This is a genomic window from Pseudomonas mosselii (genome assembly GCF_019823065.1).
Classification (GTDB): Bacteria; Pseudomonadota; Gammaproteobacteria; order Pseudomonadales; family Pseudomonadaceae; genus Aquipseudomonas; species Aquipseudomonas mosselii.
The window spans coordinates 5,462,862-5,485,000 of record NZ_CP081966.1; the positions used below are offsets into that span (position 1 = coordinate 5,462,862).

The 22,139-nt window shown below is 54.8% G+C and carries 12 protein-coding genes and 2 rRNA genes (1 of these 14 only partly in view); 2 read left to right on the forward strand and 12 right to left on the reverse strand.

Annotated features, from left to right (window positions below):
• Window positions 1-7: 7 nt before the first annotated feature.
• From dpdJ to K5H97_RS25435, 9 genes are all read right to left on the reverse strand, one after another.
• The gene (gene dpdJ / locus K5H97_RS25395; protein WP_211258417.1) at window positions 8-4,429 is read right to left on the reverse strand and encodes a protein DpdJ; all 4,422 of its coding nucleotides are present in this window, start codon (window positions 4,427-4,429) and stop codon (window positions 8-10) included.
• An 11-nt stretch (window positions 4,430-4,440) separates the two neighbouring features.
• Complete coding sequence (locus K5H97_RS25400; RefSeq protein ID WP_028691211.1) at window positions 4,441-5,199, reverse strand: hypothetical protein; 759 nt, start codon at window positions 5,197-5,199, stop codon at window positions 4,441-4,443.
• Window positions 5,192-8,272: a protein DpdH gene (gene dpdH, locus K5H97_RS25405; protein ID WP_051555690.1), complete on the reverse strand. Its 3,081-nt coding sequence runs from the start codon at window positions 8,270-8,272 to the stop codon at window positions 5,192-5,194. Before dpdH ends, K5H97_RS25400 begins: the two co-directional genes overlap by 8 nt.
• A complete protein-coding gene (dpdG, locus tag K5H97_RS25410; RefSeq protein WP_051555691.1) occupies window positions 8,269-9,153 on the reverse strand; it encodes a protein DpdG in 885 nt (294 codons plus the stop codon). Before dpdG ends, dpdH begins: the two co-directional genes overlap by 4 nt.
• Before the next feature lie 2 nt (window positions 9,154-9,155).
• Complete coding sequence (dpdF, locus tag K5H97_RS25415) at window positions 9,156-11,621, reverse strand: protein DpdF (RefSeq protein WP_051555692.1); 2,466 nt, start codon at window positions 11,619-11,621, stop codon at window positions 9,156-9,158.
• Window positions 11,618-14,191, reverse strand: a complete 2,574-nt coding sequence (gene dpdE, locus K5H97_RS25420) for a protein DpdE (protein ID WP_315902438.1) — start codon at window positions 14,189-14,191, stop codon at window positions 11,618-11,620. The genes dpdF and dpdE overlap by 4 nt, the downstream gene beginning before the upstream one ends.
• Before the next feature lie 141 nt (window positions 14,192-14,332).
• Window positions 14,333-15,313, reverse strand: a complete 981-nt coding sequence (locus K5H97_RS25425) for an IS5-like element ISPa26 family transposase (protein ID WP_024086516.1) — start codon at window positions 15,311-15,313, stop codon at window positions 14,333-14,335.
• 42 nt (window positions 15,314-15,355) lie between these two features.
• Window positions 15,356-15,907 (reverse strand): hypothetical protein, encoded by a 552-nt coding sequence (locus K5H97_RS25430; protein ID WP_028692309.1) that lies wholly within the window; start codon window positions 15,905-15,907, stop codon window positions 15,356-15,358.
• 802 nt (window positions 15,908-16,709) lie between these two features.
• Window positions 16,710-17,669 (reverse strand): AraC family transcriptional regulator ligand-binding domain-containing protein, encoded by a 960-nt coding sequence (locus K5H97_RS25435; RefSeq protein ID WP_028692310.1) that lies wholly within the window; start codon window positions 17,667-17,669, stop codon window positions 16,710-16,712.
• Between the two features lie 68 nt (window positions 17,670-17,737).
• Here K5H97_RS25435 and K5H97_RS25440 point away from each other — a divergent pair, with 68 nt between their 5' ends.
• Window positions 17,738-18,589 carry a sterol desaturase family protein gene (locus K5H97_RS25440; protein WP_028692311.1) on the forward strand — a complete coding sequence of 284 codons (852 nt, stop codon included), beginning with the start codon at window positions 17,738-17,740 and terminating at the stop codon, window positions 18,587-18,589.
• A complete protein-coding gene (locus tag K5H97_RS25445) occupies window positions 18,586-19,182 on the forward strand; it encodes an NADPH-dependent FMN reductase (RefSeq protein WP_028692312.1) in 597 nt (198 codons plus the stop codon). Before K5H97_RS25440 ends, K5H97_RS25445 begins: the two co-directional genes overlap by 4 nt.
• A gap of 50 nt (window positions 19,183-19,232) precedes the next feature.
• Here the strand turns inward: K5H97_RS25445 and K5H97_RS25450 are convergent, their stop codons facing one another.
• From K5H97_RS25450 to K5H97_RS25460, 3 genes are all read right to left on the reverse strand, one after another.
• A complete protein-coding gene (locus K5H97_RS25450) occupies window positions 19,233-19,982 on the reverse strand; it encodes a class I SAM-dependent methyltransferase (protein WP_028692313.1) in 750 nt (249 codons plus the stop codon).
• Between the two features lie 245 nt (window positions 19,983-20,227).
• Window positions 20,228-20,343: ribosomal RNA gene (rrf, locus tag K5H97_RS25455) — 5S ribosomal RNA — on the reverse strand.
• A 129-nt stretch (window positions 20,344-20,472) separates the two neighbouring features.
• Window positions 20,473-22,139, reverse strand: a 23S ribosomal RNA gene (locus tag K5H97_RS25460) (it continues 1,226 nt past the right edge of the window).

Genomic DNA, 22,139 nt, shown 5'->3' on the forward strand with positions numbered 1-22,139 from the left:
CGCGCCCTCACTGCAAAGCCTCCGCCAACTCTATGACCAGCACCAGGGAACCGTCTTCTCTCTGTAGTTCGCCCACTCTGGGGTAAAGTAACAAACCCAGATAGTCAACCGGATACAACTGTACCTCGGTAATAACTTTGGACACTCCCCCCTGCTGGTCGCGGGGAATCACCAATTCGACGCTACCCTCTTCTCGCAAGAATTTGTGCAATTCACTAAAATAGGAATTTGAATACACTATCCGAGGTCTACGCCCGGCGAACAAACCAGCGCCCAGCATTCGTTCCGTGGCTGCACTCCCATTACTAAAAGGATTGTAACGATTCAATTCCGATTGGCGAATTGTATTACCTCGCGGCCACAATAACCCCTGATTCACACAATAAGCACGAAATAAATCAGAGACAGTCGCATTCGCTCTCATCTTCTGCGCCGCCAACGTGTGGGAAACGATATTAAGGGGCCACTCAATGCCACTCCTAACCTCAAGTTCTCGCCATTGCTTGAGCAATGTAAGCAGTTCAGCATCCGTTTGCCGACTGCTGCTCGGCTTGAGTATGCGAGAGTGCAATACACTGAGAAAACTGTGGCTAAGTACAAACCCCGCCCGCGAGAGACTGGAATGCATGGCTGCACCGGCCTTGCGACGCTGCTTATGATCGGCAGCTGCACGGACATCCGTTAGAACCCTCTCGACTTCCTCATCAACAGAAGCTTTCTCCAGCAATTCGTAGAGATCGAAGTCAATTTGCTCGTAGTCACCAGGGCGCAAACTGCACGCCAATACATTCAGAAATCGCAAAGGATCATCGAAGTAGTCTTCGGCCAAGCGACTAATGATTCCACAACCACCCGCTTCGACCTCGCTGAGCCATACTTCCAGGTCACCGTCTTGCCAAAGCGCATCGGCATTCACCGAGCGTTCATTAACGTCCCCAAGCAAGGTACATAGTGTTTGCTGGGTTGCTGCTGCCAACGTATTGGCCAGCAGTTCTTTTGTCCATTCCACGATATCTGGCAAGGCATGAATATCCCGCCACAGAGGCTCGGCACAATCTGCTAGTTGGGCTAGCACTTCAGAGCATCCCAGGAGTCCGCGCAGGTCGGCCTGTAATTCCTGCTCTCTGGAACTTTCTTCTTGCACATCAAGTTGGAAAAGGCTTTGCGGAATAGCGAGCAAGCGCTCCTTGCCCTCGTCGGAAAGTAGACGGCGCAAGGCTCCATGCATCACCGATGGCTCGGACGGGTCTACGTCTTTCAACTCAGCGCCCAAAGCGGCAAGGAAGCACTCGCATACCCAATTGGCTGTAAAGGGGTCACCGTCGAAACGGCCTAGTTGCTCGACCCGCCGCCGGAACAACAAAGGACGCAATGCGGCCGATATGGCAAGGGTCCCCAGGAGATCGGCAATAGTTTCATCGCCGACTCGAAAACGAAGGCGCATACCATCCACCCACTGACGCGCACCTACAGCTATCGGCTCACCTTGGCTTTTCCATGCAAAATTCACCCGCGCGATTTGGCCGCTGCGAAAACGCAGCGTGGCGTCAGCTCCTTTGCTATAGCGCACCACCTCAAGCGGCGTCATCTGCTGGTGGAGGCAAAACGCCACATCAATCAGGTGCTTCCCCCAACTTCCCATCGGTGGCTTCTGAACAGATGTATGTTCAGCCAAGATGAATTCCGAGTCCCAACGCAGGCGGGAATTACTCTTTTCCGTCAACCCACTCGCCTTGCGCAGAGCGCGGGTATGTATTTCCCGTGGGCGCACTACAGACAATTCTGCATCGGATCCCGCGGCCACCTCCCCTTCGTTCTGTAGGTACTCTCCGAATGCTTCTGCAATCTCAAAGTCAACTTGTTGTAGGGTATCGGCAATCGGCTGAAATCCCTCCGGGATCAACCAATCAGCCAGGTCATACTTGATAGCAAAACGCTTGGAAATCCTGCCGGGGGAGAACTCGCGCAAAGCCTGATAAAATGGCAGTCCTTCCCATTTTGCATCACTACCCTCCCCACGCTGCAAAGACACGAATAGGTTAGGAATATTTAATTCGGCGAACATTGCCTCTGGAATGAAAGCCGGCATCGGAGAGCGGCCTCGGGGTAATTCTTTCCACTTTTCTCCATACTCGCACCACAGCGTTTTCAATTGCCGCCGAAGCGTCGGCAAAAAAGACAACATCAATGATCGCGGTGAAGCCCACAGCACTTGCTGCAAGGCTGCCTCATCTATGCGCAACGCGTCCTTCAAATAACCAACATATCGGTCCTGCATTCCACCTGGTTGCAGTACTTGCTCAACAAACGAGAGTAAGGTCGTCAGTTGTGCAGACGATCCTTTGGGATACTTCAGGATTCTCCAAACCGCCCCCTCCTTCAGCAGCATCGCTAACCAATCCAGCGTCGCCATTGCCCCCTGCATCTTCTGGATATGCCCATTCTGAAGGGGCAACCTCTGTCGCTTGATTTCAGGGGTAAGCAACTCCTCGTAACGCTGGAAAGCAACTCGATCTCGACCGAACTCAGAAAGCACAACGAGGGTCCATGGGCGCATCCCGCGGGGGCGCCCAGCACGTCCCTTGCGCTGCAGATAGGACGCAACGCTTCGCGGCGCCTTATGCTGCAAAACCGCCCCAACCGATGGATCGTTAAAGCCGACTTCCAGCGAAGCAGTAGCCACCACTATCTCGGAGTTAGGGTCGACGCCAGAGTCCTGACTAGAGGTCCGGCCTACCCGAGCACGATCATCATTGTCGAGCGAATGCCCGATATCCATGCCTATTTGCCAGTCTTGGCCTAACTGAATACGTTTAAGACGGCTTGGATAATCCAGATAGCGACCACCTCCCCTCAAGCTTGCCAGCGGTTCATGATCCGGCACCAACTGAGCGCCCCTGGTTTTCCAACCTTCAGCATCTGCCAGTTGGTGATAGAGTCGATTGTTGACATCCAGATCATCGGTAAAGACGAAAGTTTTACTTCCCCATGTTCCACGCGATCTCTTGTCACGATTATCTAGGATACGCCGAGTCAACATGGCGGCCTGAATGGTGGTGGAAAGCAATGCAGTTTGAGAAACCGGATCCCCGCGCAACAACATGAGATACTCGGCGCCCTCATCCATCATCTCATCCGCAAGAGGCTCGATCAACTCCACATGACCTTCTTTCGCCCCAATTAACTCGGAAAAAAAAGCAGGTGCGTCGCTCAAAGTAGCGGAAAGTCCAACGAAGTGTGGCCGGCATTCACTTCGCTTCATCCAACGCCGTAGCAGATAGGCCGTCTGCGCTCCGCTACTACCTTCATAAGTATGCACCTCATCCAGCAGCACCAGTGTGGGCCCCTCGCAGTTACCTACCCCGAATAAGTGGTGGAATGCATAGTTCCCAAGATGCTGATTCAGCATTTCAGTCGTCGTGAAGAGGATATCCGGTGGCGCAGCAGCCAAAGACCGCCGAGTCAATCGAACCTCATCATGAGGTACATAATGATCACAGCGACTGCAGTGCAGTTCTTCGCGTTGCGCGACAGAACCCTCCAGACGCCATTCCATTTTTCCGGAGCAATCCTTCGTTGGGCAACGCAACAAGTCGAACGGCAAATTGCCCCTGAACTTTTTTGCGGCTTCATGGGCAGTACTGGTGTTCTCCAGCGTGTCGCCAAAAAATGCCCCAATGGAAATTTTTCGGTCTGACTGCGACTTGACCAATTCGTCCAATTTTCGGCATTGGCTCCAAGTCTCCATGAACTGATCTTTCAGCAGTTCACGCCGCGGGTAGATCGCCAGAATGCGTACTCGCGAGGAAGCATCCTCAGCCAATTGACTGCATAAGGCAGCTAAGGCTGGTAAATAGAAAGCTAAGGTCTTGCCGCTACCAGTGCCGGCACAGACTATGCTGCCGGCAGCATGGATGGACCGATCCTTAGACGCCTGCAGGACTCGAGTAGTAGCACGCACCTGAAAGCCGGCCAGAAGCAGGTTCTCCTGTTGTCCCAGTAGAGCGCGGATTGGCAGGTGGAATCGCGCAGAAGCGCCCTCGCCCAAGCCATCTAGCAGTTTCTGCAAACTCTGATCGCGGCAGGGGTAACTACGCGGCCGCCGAACGAAACGAAAATCGGAAACTAGCGTACGGGCCTGGTCGACCGGTTTGTTTAGGAACCACTGGCGAAGATGGCGGTACAGATGCACAGCCTCTCCCATTCGCGTCCTGTAGCGCTTGGACAATCCCTCGGGGTGGGGAGCCTCGATCACCATTGCGTGATCGCAGAGTCCGAGCAGAACTTCATAGGGATCGTCCTCGGGAAGCACCTCTTCGAGTGTCGCAAGTATCTCGTCTTCAGTGAAGAAGCCACCGGTGTCCCCCCAGGCCAGCAAACTTGTCTCCAACTCCTCCAGGCGATCGAGGGCAGTACACAAACGCTCCATGGATATTTCCATCAAAATAGCTTCCTACTGCGTTCGACGGAGAACTGACCTAGCAAGTCGTGCTCAAGCAACCAACAGAAGGTGTCCTTGTCCATCTCCGACAATGGAACACCCGTAGACCTTCCGCGCTGGTTCAATAACTTGAAGAAACGCTTAACGTTCTCAGGAAGATCGAGTTGCATTTCCCCTCTAACCTGCTCCATACGATTTTTAAGGTCCATCAAATCGCGAAGAGGCCATACGGTCTCCGGTACTTGCTTTGCTAGATCTTTAAACCTTCCCTGCAACTCGATATAGTCGCTGTATACGCGTTCGGAACCCGGTATCTCGCGTTGACTATCCAGTATCACCTTCTCGACCATGCACTGGCTGTACAGTTGTTCCGTCCACTTTTTCCAGCAGGAGTCGATTTTGCTCTCCAATCGAACAACCAGACTTTCAAGTGCAACTCGCGAATTCTCGAGAGAATCGTCCTGACGAGAAACTTGTTTATTCTTTCGCCAAACCTCAAAAAAAACTCCCAAACTTGTCAGAGACGTGGACACCTGCTCTTTAAACTCTGCTTTCAAATCCAACAATTCTGGAGCGTCAACCGGTAAAGCGCCAATGCTCGATGATTGGCGCTGCAGCAAATCAAGCCTTTCGGAAAGCGACACAAATCTCTCGTAAATCTCCTGGCAATCATCAATGGCGGTGCGCAGTTCACCGGCCGAGCGATTTAGTTCAAACTGCTCGCGCAAAGCATAAACTTTTTGCTCAAGACTACTCACGGCACGCCTCCAACAAGTCATTCAAAGTGCCCGTCAACCCCTTCAACAATCCGGTGACCCTCTCCTGCGACTGCCCCAAGACGTCCAGGCCAGATTGACGATTCTCATTCTCCAGACGCGGCAATACATAGGAGTAGAATTTATCCCACGCCCCCAGTGTCTGAACGGCCTCTTCCAATTTTTGACCGTCGACCTGATTGATCAACTGCAACTTCTTGGACAAATCAGATTCGTTCCAAGATGAGAGGAAAACCTTGACTGCCGCCCAAACCTCGCTCGCCTTTAGAGAGTTCAATGCCTCACGCATTCTCTTGGCATTCGGCACGTCTGAAAACTGAGCGGGATAATGCAACCCGCCTTCACTTACACCACGAACAATTTCAGACATTTGATCCAGCAAGAGGCAAAATTGCTCGTGCCGAGAATAGCCATCTAGAACGGACAGCACATTGAACGACGACTGCAGTGCCTGGGTTATTTCTCTGTCATACCGGGGCAGTTTCTGCTTAAAATCAGTCTTACTAGCCTCTTTGAATGACCTGAGCGCCAACTCTCCGTCCATACCATGGTCATTGGCAGCCACAAACTTCAACCATGCATCTCGCTTCCCTTCCCACTCATCCAACGCACTTTTGCGGAGTTCTAGCAGTACAGGAGAAGCAGGTTTTGGCAATGACTCCAGAATCCTCTGTGCCGGAGTGAGCAATTCATTGAGTCGTTGGCGATCATTGGACGCGGTCCTCCATAACCCCAAGATGGGTACTAGACTCAATTGTTCCTGGATCACCTCATGAAGCTTTGAGCGCTCCATCAGCGAAAGTGTTTGTAGAACCTGAGGAACCCAATGTGAGGCGAAATTCTGGTAGCGCAAGTAATCATCGAATCCACCAGTATATTGCCAACCTATCCCATTGGATCTCCGATTGACGCTCTCGTAACGCAGAAGCGCCAGCGCAACCCCCTTCAAAGCAACTGCCTTTTGAGGATCCTCAAAGTCCGTCTCCTGGCAAAACCACACGAGATTAGTGGCTTTGTTACCGGTAATGGAGAATGGAATATTGATATTAACAATCGCCCCACGCAGTAATTCCGGCCGCGCCCCTAAGCCGAGCCATTCTGGGTGAGCATATTGCTGATACATCTTATTCAGGGCGTTTCTTAGGTCCCTGGATTCGTTTTGCTCCAATTTTCTTCTGCGCTGAAACCACTCTGAAACGATCTCTTCCAATCGGTGCTGATCGGGATCGGGATCTGTTTTCACTCCTCTTGGCTCTACAGTCGGTCTGGCTTTCTTCGGGCCAGTGTCTGTCCGCGTTGGCGGGCGAACAAAGCCAACGGGTTGAACCTCTTCCAACAAAGACGCCAATGCGTTTAGACCGAAGACGTTTGCTATGCGCCAATCCAAGTTCTGCTGCAACTCTGCGATAGATCGGCAACCGTACCCCCAGATAGCAGCCAAGGATTCGCAGCGCGCTGGTTCGTCGAGTCTATACAGGTCAATCAGTCCCGCACCGGCCTTGATACTGGCGAAATCTGCCGGCGGGAATCTCTGCTCCTGGCACGCCTGCCGATGATCACGTAGTACTCGCAACACCACTTGGTTCAACACTTGGCGGGGGTTGAAATTCAACTCTTCATCGTTGCTGCAATAGTGATCCGCCAGCGCATTGATCGCGTTGCGATTGAAAGGGAAGAGCGGCACGCCAGAAGGCGAATGGCCGAATGCCTGGAGTTCCTCCGGTGGGCCTTCAGGATCTTGCCAGATTAACGGCCAACTGACGTCTGTCGAACGCTCCAACCAGGACGCTTTCAGTTTTGAACTACCGTGACGGGCAGCGTTCAGGTACCGACCGCAGAAATCAACAATGCGCTCCAGCGTTTGCTCGCGACTCTGGCCATGATCGCGTATCAACCACTCATACTGTGCACGTGTTCTAATCGTGTCCTGCCGCCGCAGATATCCTTGATAACCATCTGTTACCGCGATAGCCGAGCGAAGCGTACACAGTTCTTGCTTTTCATCCCTAACGGCCTCTTCCAGAAGGCTGTCGATCAGCACGTCCTCGATAGCAGAAATCGCCGCCATATCCTCCACCAGTACCACCAGAGTGCGATCCTGATGTTTCAAGGTACGACGGATGTCTTTAAAAAGATCTAAAAAACTACCGCCATTAAAACTGAACAAATGACGAAAAGCAGTTCTGGTGGACTCACCCAAAACTTCGTTTAATACGCCTGCTGCGGACTCTTGGGCTTGCCGATTGGTATTTAATTGGGCTCGACTGACATACTGCCGAGCGCTTTGCGACAGGTCATCGAGGTTGAAACTGAAGTCCAGGTCCTCGGCCCTGATCTGGTAATCGTTTCGACTTAACTCTTGATCGGTAGCGCCCTGAGTCAACCGACTTGCGAACTGATAAATACAATGCTTCGGATCAAGCAAGCTTCTCTTGAAATTAGGGTCGGTAATCAGTTCGGAAAGACCACACCCCGGCGTGGTATGCGCGTTAACATCTCGCCAACGCTGCTTTTCTTCAGCAGACAATTGTTGACTGGCCTGCAGGTTTCCTCGGTAATAGCTAATTTGCTCTGCGACGCGGGCGTTGAGTCGCTGCAATTGCTGTGACATGAAGGTCAACAGCAAGTCAGCGACCTCTCCGGTCCTCAGCATCTCACCTACCGACCGAATCCGTAGACGTGCACTCTCGAATTCTTCTCCTTCCAAGCCATCCAGAAGGATTTCCAATACCTGGCGCAAACTTGCATTCTTCGGAATGCGAACGATATGCCAACTGGCGGACAGCGACTGCAGTTTTAGTTGAGCTTCCAACCAGCGAATCAGGTGGGATTTTCCAACGCCGGAACGCCCGACCAAGGGAATCGGTCTCTCCACCTCAAGAAAGTGCGCTAGCAGATCGGCCTCAGTACATTGCTGCTCTGCTCCGTTACCTACCCGAAGCAACTGCATAGGCTCATGCACCGCTAAGAGTACGTGCTCAGCTAACTCCTCTGCCTCCGTACGGATGCACTGGGAAATGTGTTCCGAACTTGGCCAGTAATTGATCAGATTCATACAGCAACCTCGGTACGGTATTGAATCTCACCTACGGAGCGTTGAACACCATTTGGCAACAGCAGACGCATACTCAAACTATCGTCAGAGGACTTTTCCAAGCGCAATCGAAACAGACTTTCCAGACGGACTAGAGCGTGACTGAGTGCGGCACTTACTTCATATGGTGCGTCTGGCTTCCAATTTTCCATGCAAGGTTCCAACAATCGACGATAGCCCCCCTCATCAAGCAGTGGCAGGTACTTTCCCAAACGTTCGACAAATACTCTAAACGGAAGTACTCGCCCGCCTTCGAAAATTCTCTCGAGGTAGGGTTCGATAGCTAAAGTAGGATCTACAATGTAACCCTTTCCGAAGGGCTCCAAGAAGCCAAGGAATTCCCCATAGGCCAAAAAGGTCGAGAGTTCGTTAGACTCATTCAATTCCCGACCCGGTAGATGGCTATTTACCGCCTCGGCGGCATTGAAAGAGCTTACCGACTCCCCTCCCATGAAGGTGTACCGACGCTGCGCTAACAAACAGGTCATTGCACGAAGAAATGGCTCAGTGCGAGTACCGTCCAAGATAGCCGATTCCGACCGCGTGGCTGCATTATCAATAAGCAACTGCAATACACGCGACGAGAGATCATTCTCACTGGCCTGAGGGGGCGCGAAAATCATTCCCTCACTGTCCTGCAACCACAACCCTTCTTCCAACCAGAAATCCAGGTTCGACTCAAAACGTTTTGCTCCTGTCTCACTTTTCGGAAGCAACTCCGGTCGCAATGTCTCCAATAACTCCGCGCGAGCAATTGGTTTTCCCCTGCGAACCAATGCTCGATCAATAAGATTTAGCAGGATCAGACTGCTGCCTGGGTGAGCATTATTCACCATCGACATACTTATATTTCCCTTTCGAAGTCGACCAAATCCTTGCTTTGGGAATCACACTCCCACCAGTTTCGGTACGGGTGATACGGATCACTCAGAGTCTCGGGCGCAACTATCAATCTTGCTGGAACCTCATAGCCACCCGCAGGCAGGTTGCTTTCCTCCGGCATGAGTAAAACCAACTCAGTCCAACTCCCAGCACTGTCGCGCGGTTCCAGGGCACACCAGAACGGTAGTGTTTTTAAACCAGCATCGGTCTGTATTTCATCCAACAAGGCCCGACTGGCACGGACAGCCTGCACCTGCTGGCTGCGCAGAAGAGCGACCATCCATCGCCGCCAGTTATGAATCAGAGCACGGGGAGTGACGCTACGATAACTCTCAGTACTGTAGCGAATCCGCAGTAACTGGGAGTCTGGCATCCACTTCGGCATAGCGGGAGTTACTACACCAGTCACATGGAAAGTCGCGCTCAACGTTGGCGTAAAGGGTCCCCGCCCCTGAGCGCGGCAACCAGGGCAACCGCCGCAACTGCGTTCAGGGCTGATGCCATCCAGTCGATAGAACTCTTCTAACTGGCGGCACAGCGACTGGTCCGGATCATCCAGCCATCTGCGCAAACTGGCGAAACCGTTTGCCATGGCCCGTTGTTCAAGGGCACGTTGCGGATCAACATAGTGCCGCCAAGTATCTGTGGACTGATGCGCATCCATCAGGATCTGTATATCGATGCGGTCAAAATAATTGTCGCCCTGAGGCAATTCCGTATCGACTACCACTGCGTTTTCGTGAGGTACCTCGGGCGGTGAATAGCGCAATCGAATCAGACCAGCACGCTGCATCAGAAGCAAAGTGCGTACATTCCACTCTGCGTTACCTTCGCTGCGTCGCTTCAAATCGCGGCGTAACATAGACAGAGAAACACTGAAGCAACCATCACCGCTACGTCGACGGCTCTGCAGCAAGGTGTTCCAGCGATCCAATCCCACTTCACTGGAAATCAGCCTTGCCCTTGAAATCTGCTCTGCCACATTTATCTGGCCCGGATAGAAAACCAGCCAGGACCAACAGGCGTTACCGTCACGCCCGGCACGCCCCGCCTCCTGATAGAAACGATCCAGATTTTCTGGCACTGCCGCATGCAATACCGAACGGACATCGCTCTTATCCATGCCAACACCGAAGGCGGACGTCGCAACCATGATGTCCAGATGGTCATCCTGCCACTGGCCGATCAGACGCTCGCGCTCCTGGGTGTTGGTTTCGCCATGGAACAGGCCAAGCCGACGGAAGCCCTGCTTGACCAGCATGTCTCGCCAGTTCTGTGCATCCTCCCGGGTCGTTGTGTAAAGAATCAGAGGTCGAGGCAAGCGCCATAGCAAGTCCATGACAACCTGCCGGTGCTCTTCTTCTGCAAGAACTCGGCGGACATTGAAGTTCAACTCTGGGCGCAAAAAACTGCCATTGATCTCGATAGCCTGAGTTCCTTCGGGGACGAAGGCTTCCTTCAACACCTCCAGAGCGGCGGAATTAAACGTAGCTGACATCAACAAGGTGCGGATGGCGCTTGAGGAGTGCTCTCTGAGGGAGTGAAAAAGAGGGGCAAGCAGTTGGAAGTCAGGACGGAACTCCGCCCCCCATTGGCCGACCAGATGTGCCTCATCGATTACTAGCGCACCCAGCAGTCCTTTTCCGGCGAGTTCGAACAACAATGGTCTAAGGCCCGATATGGCGGACTCGGGCGCACAGAACAAGATCCGTTGTGTGCCGCAATGCAGACGCTCACGAATCTCTCGACGCTCTGCTTCCTCCTGGCCCCCGATCCAAACGTAGCTACCGCCGTGATCGCATCCTGCAGCCTCCAGCACTTCTCCAGCACGCGCGGCCTGCTCAATGGCAAGTCCGGTCGTTGGCACAATGACAAGCACCACTTTCTGCCGATAGGCAAACAAACTCAAAGCATGAACAGCCAGCGTCTTGCCGCAACCTGTCGGCAGGTTGATGAAGACCGTGCTGTCATCCGGAGAGGTCAGCAATGTCCGCACTGCAACTTGCTGACCGAGGCCGTTGTAGTTGCTAAATCCAACACGGCCCAAAGCACTGCTCAAGGCCACGTCTATTTTAGGTTGGTGCAGGACTCGGCGACGCTGACGTCTGTAAACCGCCAACTCCGCTTCCTCGAGAGCAGCCTCCAACCTGACCCGGTCGGTTAACGGATCTTGAGTCAGGCCCACTCGGGCTAGGTGTTGCCTTTCAACGGAACCGGCAGGCAGTTGTAGTAGCAAATCAGTGCAGCCATGAGCTTGAGCACAACCGAACGCATCACGACAAGCGACGGCGCGATCGGCCGAGCCCGCCTTTGCGTCGCCGAATACCATCAGCAGGCGGAGAAAGTACGGCTCGACGACTGTCTGCTCGGATTGGTGCTCTGGCACCAGCAGAGCCCTCTGCAAGGCATTCCATTGGGCCTGAATCATTCATTCCTCCACAGATCTTTCGAGCACAGGATCTGGGCGCGTACCGCCATAAGGTGCACGTGCGGTTCAAGGACGGAACCTCGCAGAGCACCTATCTCCTCTACGATCCTCTTTCGGCTCAACTCAGTGATACCCAGCACCATGCGTTTCCATTCGCCCACAGGTAATAGAAACTCCAACTCGGACCAGACATCATGACGCAGATTGATATCCTGGAAGATGGCGCCCGCGGGCTTCTTGTAAGGCCATTCCAGGGATTTCAATGTGCTTTCGGCCTTTACCAGCCTGCCGTCTTCAGCGAGCCAGTGGCCATACACCGCAGGTGCCAGTAACTCATCGGCGATAACCTGTTCCTGATACGTGCAATCCGGCCGGGCAGCCGTTACCAGCCACTTGAAATGAAAGAAAATCTTTGGCGCCTGCAGTGCACTGCTATTAAGAATTCGCAAGAATGCGCAGGTTGCCCCCCGCGAATCACCAGCGGCCAGTTCATATATGGAATCCACGAACGGCTGACCGTAACGGAAGGGGTACACGCCCGATTGAGCTGAAGCCTGCTGCCGCAAGAAGCTCATGGGAGCAGTGTATGGCGGGTTACCACTTTCCGGATCAATACCCGTGATGCAACCTTCGATAAAGGTCTTCACGTCCACCAGGGTCCGACCGCCACGCTCAGTTGGGTCAAGGCCGAAGCCCAACCTGAATTGCTGCTGCAGATCGCCCTCTAGCCTGAAGTTCAAGCCGCGCGTCATCCAGGCACACATGCGGCCAATCTGCTCCTCGGCTATTTCGTCCGCCTCAGAAATTTTTTCGGCGAAGTCCCGTGCCTTGGCGACTTCCTCGTCCAATGCAAGCAATTCTTCCTGTACTTTCACCCGACGGCGCTCGCGGTCCAGCAGGCCGCCCTCGCCGCTCAGTTGCTTGGCGCAGACAAGCAACTCTTCATCGCCGGATCGCGCGACTGCCTGCCAAGTTTTTTCGAGGTACTCTTCTAGTACGTACTGCAAGCTGGCCACCGTCTGATTGAACACACCTACCGATGTGTCAAGCAGATCTAGCCACCGTCGGAACAAACCATCATGGTCAGACATCAAAACCAAACTTTCCACAGGCCTGATGCCACGCAGATTTGCGCTGTAACGGTTCAATCGTCCCAGACGTTGTTCAACGCGACTGAACGATCTCGGTAGGCTGTAATGCACGGCGAGTTTCTGCCCCCCATGCAGGTTAAGACCATCTTCACCACCTTGATCGCAAACCAATACCCGCACAGAACCGCCCGACTGCAAGAAATGCAAGTCGCGGTCGGAAGCATTGCGCTCTATACCTACAGCCAGAGAGTCACCGAGCGTAGCAGCAACATGATCCGCGACTACTTCGTCACCGCAGAAAACAACCACCTTGCCCTTAGGGTTTTCGGCCAACCAATCTTCCAGACTCGCGATCAAACTCCGATCTTTACACGCCTGCTCGAGTGAGGCTTGCTTGGATATTTCGGCGAGGAACTCTCGCTCGGTTGCTTCAAGCGTCGCCGCCAGTTGCCTGTCGAACCTATCGGCCCGCTGCTTGACCAGTAATGGACTGCCCAACAAGTCGTCAACCCAGTTCAGGTACTCTCCAGAACTCATTGCCTGGAACTCATCAGGATCCCGGCAGGCCTGGCTGCGGTACTCTTCCAACAACAGATCCAATGGCATGCTGCGTGGCTCTATCGGCCAGTATTGACGGCGCAAACCAGCCAATCCTGGAAACAACTGCGCGAGATGCCCCATTTCCCGGCGGTTACGAAGCATGCGCTGATGCAGGCGGTAGTGCTCTCCGAGGTAATGCCGCAAGCCTATGATTTGTTGCTCGCGCTGCTCGCCGCTCTCCTCGGCAAAGAGATCCACCAACGGCATCAAACTGCCGATTCGCTCTTGCAACTCCTGATCCTCAGGGAATTTCCCCCGCAGATCCTGTAGTGCTTGTTCCAATGCGGCGTTCGAGTTACCCGGGGTCAGTGCGCTATACAACCCGCCAAGCCACTCACGCTCCTTGACTCGAGCGATGAAACGCTGAACCCCCGCTTCTGAGATCTCATAAGCTTCGGGACTCAAGCAGTGCAGCATCGCCAGGAAATTTCTTTCGTTCCCATTCAACGGGGTTCCCGACAACAACAGAGTCACCTCAGCTGCCTGGCAGGCCTCCGCCAGCACCTGAAACCGGTCATTCGAGTGTTGCTCGGAAGACCAGGCCAGCGGCGCCAATTGATGCATCTCGTCAACGACGAACAAGCTAGGCTGGCCACCCTCCCACAAAGCCGTCACCAACTGTTCATGACTGCATACTCGAATCAGCTGTTCCGATCGATGCTTTGTAGACATCAACTCGCCAAGATGAAATCGGCCCTTTAGCTCCTCATGCCACTGAGTGACAAGAGAAGCCGGCGCCGCAATTAAAATATTGGCGTCGAACTTCTTCTGAAGTACGTGCTCACGGACAATCAGGCCCGCCTCGATTGTCTTGCCCAAACCCACTTCATCCGCTAGCAAGTACTTAGGGCATGGGTCCTTAAGGATACGCCTAAGGATGGTCTGAAGTAGCCCCTGTTTTCCGGCTACTTCGCCATCGACACTTTCAAAAAACGGTAGCCGCTCAAATCCCGGTCAAACCTGCCGTCTATTTCAGCCTTTTTTGCCGCTGCAAGCACCTCGCAGCAGTCACTTCACTCTTCACGGACGCACCTCTCCTGCATTGGAGAGCAAATGTCGACGCGCCATCCAAATGTTCGACAGGGCGAACAGCGTCACCATCTGAGCAGTGTTTTTCACCAAGCCTCGGAAGCGCACTTTCGTATAACCAAACTGGCGCTTGATCACCCGAAATGGATGCTCAACCTTGGAGCGAACCTGGGCCTTGGCTCTTTCGATCTTACGTATCGCTTTGTATAACGCGCTGCGGTTACCGTGCTTTTTGTAAGTGCTGCGCCGGGCTGCAATCTGCCAGATGACTTGGCGCCCCTCATGCTCTTCACGCTTCTCTACACCGGTATAGCCCGCATCAGCGCAGACCACGTTCTCACCACCGTGCAGCAGTTTGTCGACTTGGGTTACGTCCGCGACGTTGGCCGCAGTGACCACCACGCTGTGCACAAGCCCGGACTCATCGTCGACACCAATGTGAGCTTTGGCACCGAAGTAATACTGGTTGCCCTTCTTGGTCTGATGCATTTCCGGGTCGCGTTTGCCGTCCTTGTTCTTGGTCGAACTGGGCGCATGAATCAGAGTGGCATCGACGATGGTGCCTTGTCGCAGTGACAAGCCACGGTCGCCCAAATAGCCATTGATCACGCCGAGAATACCGGTGGCCAACTCATGCTTTTCCAGCAGGCGACGGAAGTTGAGGATGGTGGTTTCATCCGGGATTCGCTCCAGGCTCAGACCGGAAAACTGGCGCAGGATCGTCGTCTCGTACAGCGCCTCTTCCATCGCCGGATCGCTGTAACCGAACCAGTTCTGCATTAGATGAATCCGCAGCATCGCCATCAGCGGATAGGCTGGACGGCCCCCTTCGCCCTTTGGGTAATGAGGTTTGATCAGAGCAATCAAACCCTCCCAGGGTACGACCCGATCCATCTCTATCAGGAACAGCTCCTTGCGGGTCTGCTTGCGCTTACCGGCGTACTCGGCATCGGCGAAGGTCATTTGTTTCATCATCGAAAAGCTCGGCGATTGGTGTCCGGGGATTTTGCCAAATCAGGAAGTCTTTTTCAGGATTTCCCTAACTACGGCAATTTGATGCGGCTCCAACTCTACGCTGCTGCTGGTAATCGCACCGATGGAACGGCAAGCCGCCCGTTGCTCAATATAGGCTTCGAGGAAATCCTGGCGCAAGGGGAAGAAAAAAGGCGCGTCGTTAGCCCTAGCCGCTAGGAACGCAGAGGGATCGAGCAAATCCTGCGCACCGAGGTTCAGGCAGTAGATTTCATCGATATCGACTACCGCTTGATCGTTATCGTCAGTGCGAAAGATCACCAAGTGCCGATTGAGTGGCCGCGAACCACCGTAACGGCCACGTCGCCAGATGCCTGTCAATTGATCTCGACAATAAACGATGGCTTCCTCATAGAGTTGAGTTTTCCTAACGTCGGCCAGATCAACCTTGAGCTTCCTCGCCTCAGGGTTCAAAGGGGATTCGAAGAAAGTGACCTCGCACTCGCCTCTCTCACGATCCAGTCCCGACAACTTACCAATGCCGGGAAAAGCACTAGACAAAACCAACTCACCAACGTATAAAACCTGGTTCACTTCGTCCCTATACCAGTATTATTCCCACTTTTATCCGCCTCTCACCGACGACGTGAATGAGGCCTTGGCGCCTGACGCCTCACACGTTAATAGGCGCTACTTCTGAGGCCAATTCTTCCGATGGCCCTCACCCTATCCGCTGGCGACACCTGGGTAAAGCCATGCACGGTGTTTTTTTGCCATCATAGCTAGCACACGCCCGCAACCATCACGTGAGCCTCGCAAAAGGGGACGAACAGCCACACTTCCAATCGCCTGACAGGTACACCCTGCATTGCCTGATCCTTGAATACCGCCAGTGTATTAGCAGAATATCCATGACGCGATTCGCTGCAGGAATCAACAGAATGCAATCCTTAAAGACATGTCCATATGCGCCTAGCCGTAAGGGTAAACTTTTCGAACAGGTCGAACCACGCGAAAAATGCGCGGCTTAAAGTCGGCTACTCGATTTGAAAATATCCATCACGCCATGAAAGACGGCGCTCCAATGGAAGCTAGTACTCTGAGCGATACTGTGGGTGACGTCAGCGATGCTTTGGCATCGGTCAACCAAGCTTTCCATGCTCACGCGAAGCTCTTGTAGTGAAATTCAAAGAATCTGCCAGGCCAATCTCAGATTTAAAATTCGGGACTAGGTATTCCAAATGGTATTCCAGTTTATTTTTCAGAAAAAATTTCCACTTATTTTCATATGGATATAGATCCATTTCAACTCACCCCGGCCTACCAAATCCTAAAAGAAGACGCCCAATGGGCGTCTTTTTTTGTGTCTGCAATTCGGTGCCTCAGCGGCAAGTTCCTACAGCGATCGCCAGCGCTTGCGCGCATGGACATAGCCCGCCAAGTCACTGTATCCAAGCTGTGCAGCAATCTGCGCTCGGCTATCCCCCTGCATCTCCAGGTACTGCTCAAGCTCCGCACGGACCCGATCGAGCAGCACACGAAAACTGGTCCCCTCATCCTCCAGCCGCCGACGCAAGGTACGTGCACTCTGGTGAAGGTCCTGTGCCTGCGCCTCCAGGGTAAGTGATTGGCCCGTGATGAGGCCCTGGCGAATGCCCTGGGCTACCCGGGCCGACCAGCCACTAAGCTGGGACTGCTGCGCCAACCGGCGCTCCAGCTCCTGGCTCACCACCTCCATCATCCCGGCATGCTGGGTCAGCAATGGCATGTCCAACTGGATACGCTTGAAGTACAAGCGGTTGTACCCGCAGTCGAACTGGATATCTTCACCAAACCACTCGCGGTACTCCGGGTAGTACGCCGGCCGACGGTGAGCGAAGCACGCCCGCTGCGGTACGACCACCGCACCCATCCCCACGCCCATCACGCTGAGGGACATCGCGCTGTAGTGCTCAACCATATAGCGCACCAGGCTGGCTGGCGCATCGATTCGCAATTCCACCCCAAGGCAATCACCCTCCTCGATCAGCGCCAGGGTATCCATGTCCGATGCCAGTCGTGCATAGCGCGCCCAGAAGCGGATGGCCTCAGCCAGCGTGGCGCTAAACAGGCAGCCCTGGGCCAGCACGTGCCAGTCCTGGCGGCTGAAGTGCGAGAACAGGTGCAAGCCGATGGCCGGATCATGGCTGGCCGCCTTGGCCCAAAGCTGCTCCAGCGCAAGCATGCTGTAGTTGCTGCGCGCCTTCAGCGAATGCGTCTGAAGGTAGCGCTCCAGCACCCGCCCGAGCGGGCCGCGGTGGAATCGCTCGGGCGATGGGTTGGCCGCTTCTCGCGTGATTCTGTCCGTTTCGCGCATATCGTCTGACGGCTTCGTGAATTCTTATGGGTGGGCACCGCCTTGATCGGCACCCACCGGAGAATGCCATGAGCACAACAATAACAAACAGCCCGATACCAATTATTCTCGCCATCCTGATCGGCTTCATCCTCCTCGAAATCACCTGCGCCTGCTTCCTTCAGCCTCGCGGTAAACGCCGGGACGCGATCATCGAAATCGTCGGCAGCGCCCTGCTGATGGTGGTCACCCTGCCGTTGGTCACGTTCCTCAGCAACAGCCTGCTGGAACACTTCGCGCCGCAACTGAAGGGCAGCCTCGCCGGCCTGCACTGGGTGCTTGGGCTCGTCCTGTTCCTGGTGCTGGACGACATGACCCAGTACTGGTGGCATCGCCTCAGCCACAAGGTGCCCCTGCTCTACTCGCTGCACCGCGCACACCATTCAGCGCCCTACATGAGCATCCGCATCGTCTATCGCAACAACAGCTTCTATTACCTGCTGATGCCCGGCCTGTGGTTCAGCGGGGCCCTGATCTACCTGGGGTTGGCGCCTGTGTACTTCGGCTACCTGATCGTCAAGATGCTGGTCATCTTCGGCGCCCACAGCAGCGTGCCCTGGGATGACAAGCTTTACCGCATACGTGCACTGCGGCCCGTGATGTGGCTGCTGGAACGGACCATTTCCACCCCCGCGACCCACTCGGCGCATCACGGCCTCAGTGCCGATGACGGGGTGACGCATTACAAAGGCAACTTTGGCAACCTGCTGTTCTTCTGGGATGTGCTGTTCGGCACGGCAAAGATCACCCGCCGCCGCCCGCAGTATTACGGTATCGAAGGCATGCGCCCGGTCAGCTGGCAGGAGGAGCTGTTCTGGCCGCTGATGCGTGGCAAGTCGACCAGCCTGCCGACGGAATCGGACCAGGAGCTGGCCAAATGAGCCTGAATATCGTACTCGTGGCCGGCTCCAGCCAGCCGGACAGCCAGTCGGCGAAGGTGGGCGCCTTTCTCGCCCAACGCCTACAGGCATTGCAACTCAGCGAGCGGCCAAGGGTGATCGATCTGGGGCTTGCGCCGCTGCCGTTGTGGCCTGCCAAGGATGAACATGGGCTCTGGGCGGAGTATGCAGCCCTGCTGCGTGAAGCCGATGCCCTGGTGGTGCTGACCCCGGAATGGCACGGCATGGCCAGCCCGGCGCTGAAGAACCTGTTCGTCTACGCCGGCTACCGCGAGTTGGGGCACAAGCCGGCGCTGCTGGTCGGGGTGTCCTCTGGCCAGGGCGGGAGCTACCCGCTGTCTGAACTGCGTGCATCCAGCTACAAGAACTGCCGCATCTGCTATCTGCCCGAGCAGTTGATCGTGCGCCAGGTGGAGGGCGTGATGAATGGCCCGGACAGTGCCGGCACGCAAGACCTGCGCATTCGTCGCCGGGCCGACTGGGCGCTTCAGGTGCTGGGCGAATATGCCAGGGCGCTCAGGGGGATGAATGCGCGGGTCGAAATGGAGGATCCGGAATTCGCCAACGGGATGTGAGGGTTGATGGCCGCTATCGATCGATAGCGGCTGCCTTGGCCTGCGCCCGCTTAACGCCTCGCCTCAATAAGATGACGGGTCGAGTGCGCGACAAAAGGCTCGCCCTGGCGCATCTGGCTATCCAGGGCCAGCAGCTCAGCGCGGTACTTGTGTACAGAGAAGTCCGGCACCCACCATACGCATTTGCGAAGAATCCACACGACTGCGCCCACATCATGGAACAGCATGCGGCAGCGGGCTGTGCGCAGGCCGGTCACCGTCAGCCCGGCTGCCTGTGCTGCTGCCACTTCGTCCTGCGGATCGCGCATTTTCCGTTCATGGGGCAATGGCCCCAGGAAATGCTCGATCAGCTCGAAGGCCGAGGCTGGCCCTACGTGCTGGGCGAAGTAGTGTCCATCAGGTCGGAGGACGCGATGAATCTCGGACCAGTCCGGTTGCACAGGGTGGCGTGAGGTGACTAGCTCGAACGAGGCGTCGGCAAATGGGAGCGTGGTTCCGGGGGCCACCTGCACGACTTCAACGCCGCGCGGCCCCAGGCGCTCGTGTGCCTTGCGGGCGTTGGGTGGCCAGGCTTCTGTCGCGCACATGAGAGGCGGGAAGCGCGGCGTCTCATCCAGTACCTCACCGCCGCCAGTGTCGAGATCCAGCGCCGTGCAGACCCTACCCAGTCGCTGTGCAATGAGCTGGGCATAGCCCCAAGGCGGACGCTGCTCAGAGGCGCGTCCTGCCAGCCAGTCGAAGCCCCAGCCAGTCACATCCGCTGCGTTGGCTTCGGCTACCAGGTCGTCAAAGGGTTTCATTCGATGGTCCAGGTTAATGCTTGTGGTCGGGCCAGTATAAGTCGTGTAGGAGCGGCCTTGTGTCGCGAAAGGGGCGCGCAGCGGCCCCAGGGTCTTGAGTATGTCTCAGGACTGTCGGGGCTGCTGCGCAGCCCTTTCGCGACGCAAGGCCGCTCCCACAGGGGCGCCGGTATGGCGTTGATGTTGGAACGCGGAAAAGACAAAACCCCTACCTGCTCGCGCAGATAGGGGTTTTGCGAAATGAATCTTGACGATGACCTACTCTCACATGGGGAAGCCCCACACTACCATCGGCGATGCATCGTTTCACTACTGAGTTCGGGATGGGATCAGGTGGTTCCAATGCTCTATGGTCGTCAAGAAATTCTGTTGCCAGAAGATCCTGATGGATACTCTAGCCAATTCGGATATGTGAATTTGTGGTCTTACGAACTTTCGGGTCTTTCGTCTTCACCACCACAATCTGCGTAGCAGATTGCTTGGGTGTTATATGGTCAAGCCTCACGGGCAATTAGTATTGGTTAGCTCAACGCCTCACAGCGCTTACACACCCAACCTATCAACGTCGTAGTCTTCGACGGCCCTTCAGGGAGCTCAAGGCTCCAGTGAGATCTCATCTTGAGGCAAGTTTCCCGCTTAGATGCTTTCAGCGGTTATCTCTTCCGAACATAGCTACCCGGCAATGCCACTGGCGTGACAACCGGAACACCAGAGGTTCGTCCACTCCGGTCCTCTCGTACTAGGAGCAGCCCCTCTCAAATCTCAAACGTCCACGGCAGATAGGGACCGAACTGTCTCACGACGTTCTAAACCCAGCTCGCGTACCACTTTAAATGGCGAACAGCCATACCCTTGGGACCGGCTTCAGCCCCAGGATGTGATGAGCCGACATCGAGGTGCCAAACACCGCCGTCGATATGAACTCTTGGGCGGTATCAGCCTGTTATCCCCGGAGTACCTTTTATCCGTTGAGCGATGGCCCTTCCATACAGAACCACCGGATCACTAAGACCTACTTTCGTACCTGCTCGACGTGTGTGTCTCGCAGTCAAGCGCGCTTTTGCCTTTATACTCTACGACCGATTTCCGACCGGTCTGAGCGCACCTTCGTACTCCTCCGTTACTCTTTGGGAGGAGACCGCCCCAGTCAAACTACCCACCATACACTGTCCTCGATCCGGATAACGGACCTGAGTTAGAACCTCAAGGTTGCCAGGGTGGTATTTCAAGGATGGCTCCATGAGAACTGGCGTCCCCACTTCAAAGCCTCCCACCTATCCTACACAAGCAAGCTCAAAGTCCAGTGCAAAGCTATAGTAAAGGTTCACGGGGTCTTTCCGTCTAGCCGCGGATACACTGCATCTTCACAGCGATTTCAATTTCACTGAGTCTCGGGTGGAGACAGCGCCGCCATCGTTACGCCATTCGTGCAGGTCGGAACTTACCCGACAAGGAATTTCGCTACCTTAGGACCGTTATAGTTACGGCCGCCGTTTACCGGGGCTTCGATCAAGAGCTTCGCTTGCGCTAACCCCATCAATTAACCTTCCGGCACCGGGCAGGCGTCACACCCTATACGTCCACTTTCGTGTTTGCAGAGTGCTGTGTTTTTAATAAACAGTCGCAGCGGCCTGGTATCTTCGACCGGCGTGGGCTTACGCAGCAAGTGCTTCACCCTCACCGGCGCACCTTCTCCCGAAGTTACGGTGCCATTTTGCCTAGTTCCTTCACCCGAGTTCTCTCAAGCGCCTTGGTATTCTCTACCTAACCACCTGTGTCGGTTTGGGGTACGGTTCCCAGTTATCTGAAGCTTAGGAGCTTTTCTTGGAAGCATGGCATCAACCACTTCGCGCTCTAAAGAGCACTCGTCATCAGCTCTCGGCCTTGAAATCCCGGATTTGCCTAAGATCTCAGCCTACCACCTTAAACTTGGACAACCAACGCCAAGCTGGCCTAGCCTTCTCCGTCCCTCCATCGCAATAACTGGAAGTACAGGAATATTAACCTGTTTTCCATCGACTACGCTTTTCAGCCTCGCCTTAGGGACCGACTAACCCTGCGTCGATTAACGTTGCGCAGGAAACCTTGGTCTTTCGGCGTGCGAGTTTTTCACTCGCATTGTCGTTACTCATGTCAGCATTCGCACTTCTGATACCT